The organism is Carnobacterium divergens, from assembly GCF_900258435.1.
GTDB classification, from domain to species: domain Bacteria; phylum Bacillota; class Bacilli; order Lactobacillales; family Carnobacteriaceae; genus Carnobacterium; species Carnobacterium divergens_A.
The window spans coordinates 2,274,943-2,277,333 of record NZ_LT992558.1 but is presented as its reverse complement, the minus strand read 5'-3'; the positions used below and the strand labels follow the sequence as shown (position 1 = coordinate 2,277,333).

The 2,391-nt window shown below is 33.2% G+C and carries 2 protein-coding genes and 1 pseudogene; all 3 read right to left on the bottom strand.

The window, feature by feature from the left end; translation table 11 throughout:
* Positions 1–212: 212 nt before the first annotated feature.
* Positions 213–545 (bottom strand): DUF4176 domain-containing protein, encoded by a 333-nt coding sequence (locus tag CDIMF43_RS11450; RefSeq protein ID WP_109842052.1) that lies wholly within the window; start codon positions 543–545, stop codon positions 213–215.
* Complete coding sequence (locus CDIMF43_RS11445) at positions 532–1,428, bottom strand: hypothetical protein (RefSeq protein WP_109842051.1); 897 nt, start codon at positions 1,426–1,428, stop codon at positions 532–534. Before CDIMF43_RS11445 ends, CDIMF43_RS11450 begins: the two co-directional genes overlap by 14 nt.
* A 2-nt stretch (positions 1,429–1,430) precedes the next feature.
* Positions 1,431–2,391 (bottom strand): annotated as a pseudogene (locus CDIMF43_RS11440) (hypothetical protein); the annotation flags it as partial.

The window sequence follows — 2,391 nt, the reverse complement described above, 5'->3', positions numbered from 1 at the left end:
ACTCTTCGCCGTCCCTAAATTACTAGATAACGAACTCAGTAAATTCGAAGAGTCTCCACTTGAATAGACTAATCCCATGAGACTTCATTCCTTTCTTTCTGGATTTCTGAGCGTTCTTCATTTAGTTGTTCTATGGTTTAAATAAAGAAGCTAAAACATATGGAGTTAGCTTCTTTATTTGAGAGAGTCTAATCATTTAAACTCATATTTTTTTAGAATCCAATTGATTCATTTGCATTGCTTGTTTCTTTCTTTTGTTCATCTAGCCCATCTTTCCACTCTGAATAAACTTCCATAAAACGGTCTTCCTCTTCATCTGAATATCCTTTAAATACTAATTTGTCTATATTTTTATGATTAAAGAAAATAGTCGTTTCGGGATTAAGACCCGTTGGATATAATACGGACATATAATCTGCAAAAGTATCGTTTCCTGTAGTTTGGTCAGTATAGATTGCTCCACGACCTACAATTAACAGTTTTTGAAGTCCTTCTTCTAGTAACACAATACTTCCTAGGGGTAATAATTTTTTAGTTTCTGTCATTTTTTTTCTCCTCTTTCTCTGTTCCTTTAATATGTTTATTGAAATATTTTTCTCCATACCATTCTAATTGGGTCTTTCCCTCCCATTCTCTGTATTCTTCTGAATATTTATATTTATAGTATCCGTATAATAAATATGGTAGAAATAAATACGATTCTGCGAAGATAAAAGCAATATCAACAATAAGCCACATCGCAATAATGCCTACTAAACCTACAATATCTGTACGTACACCTGTTGTATTGGAAAAAATGAATTTCCATAGAATTACTACAATTACTATGATCCATCCATATTTGAATAAAAAATTAATTAGCTTTTGAATAAAATTATCAATTTTATCTAGTTTTGACTTCCCACCAAATAAATTATTTTCTAGAGACCTAGACTTACTTCTAAAAATAATATAACTTGTCAGGCCTAGGAAACAAAATATCGTTAGAGCTCCCAAAAAAGTTAATGTCGTTAAAAAGAAAGTTAAAAAAAACAAATTTGCTTCCAGTATTAGCCAAACCAAATAATTATTAACGGTAAGCATTCTCCTATATACACTTATACTATAATAATTGTTCTTTTTCAATAACAACCAAATTACTAACCAAACAATAAATAGTCCGATAGGCACCCACATAGGTAAAAAATTTATATTGGGTAGTGACAAAGTACTTTCACCCAATTTCCCCTCTATTCCTATCTGAACAATCATCGAAATAAAAAAATTGAAGCCAAACATTATCATCGCAATTATTGTGATACCAATTTTATTCTTACCATTATAAATACCTCGATTATTAGTATCATTTTCCATAAAAGATATTAAAGAATCGTCCGAGAGATTAAGGCTCTCCTCAAAATTTGCATTCATTAATTTAAATTTACTCACATTTACCACCCAAAATTAATCTCTGGTAATTTAACAGAAGATAACACCTTTCCTATTGATTTACCTGCATTTTCAACATTTTTACAAACATTTTTAACACTTTCTACCCCTTGACTCACACCCTTACCAACAGCTTCTACGCCCTTATCATAAAGTTTGTAAGCACCATCTTTTAAATTATCATAAGCATTAGGCCAAATAAATTGAACGCCAACATTAATTAGTCCTCCTACACCACCTACAACTGCCCCCACTGGTCCACCTGCAGCAGCACCTATAGTCATTCCTTCAAGAGGACCAACACTCTTCAGAGTATCTATTGCTCCACCGATAGCTCCCTTTCCAATACTCCCTGTCTTCCCATAATTATCTACTCCACTAGATACGAAAGTAACTCCTAGCTGGGCGTAGGTTGCTACTGTTGCTGCTTTTCCTAAACCTTTTGCTACACCCCACTGTTTTGCTCCTTGAACAAATTGGGAATTTTTTAAACTCTCACCCACCCAAGTTTTAATTGGATTTGTAAATTTATTAAAGTTCTCAAAGGCTTTTCCTAATGTATCTACTTTAGGAATCCACTTTCCTTGTATTACCGCTTGCCCAAAAGTTTCATACTTAGCTAGTCCATTAATTAGTTTAGTTTGCCACCCAGAAGGAAGTTTATTTGCTAGCATCCAAAACTCATCGTTTGCAAGCAATTTTTTTACTACAGAGGCCGGATAAAGTTTTAACAACATTTCAAATCGTTTTATATTATCGGTCTTACCTCCTTTAACTGGTTTTAACAAAGCTTCTGTTTGTTTATACAATTCTAAATAAGCGTTAGTAGATGCTTGTCCGAGAACCTTATTTGAATTTGGATGCATTTTTGAAAACCAACTTTTATCCGTTCCACTTGGCAATGAATACGAGCCATCACTATTAACTGTCGTTCCACTCAATACAAGCACACCTTGCATCGCA

Coding starts and splice junctions, on each gene's coding strand:
- CDIMF43_RS11450 (WP_109842052.1), bottom strand. CDS start 545: ATGACAGAAACTAAAAAATTATTACCCCTAGGAAGTATTGTGTTACTA.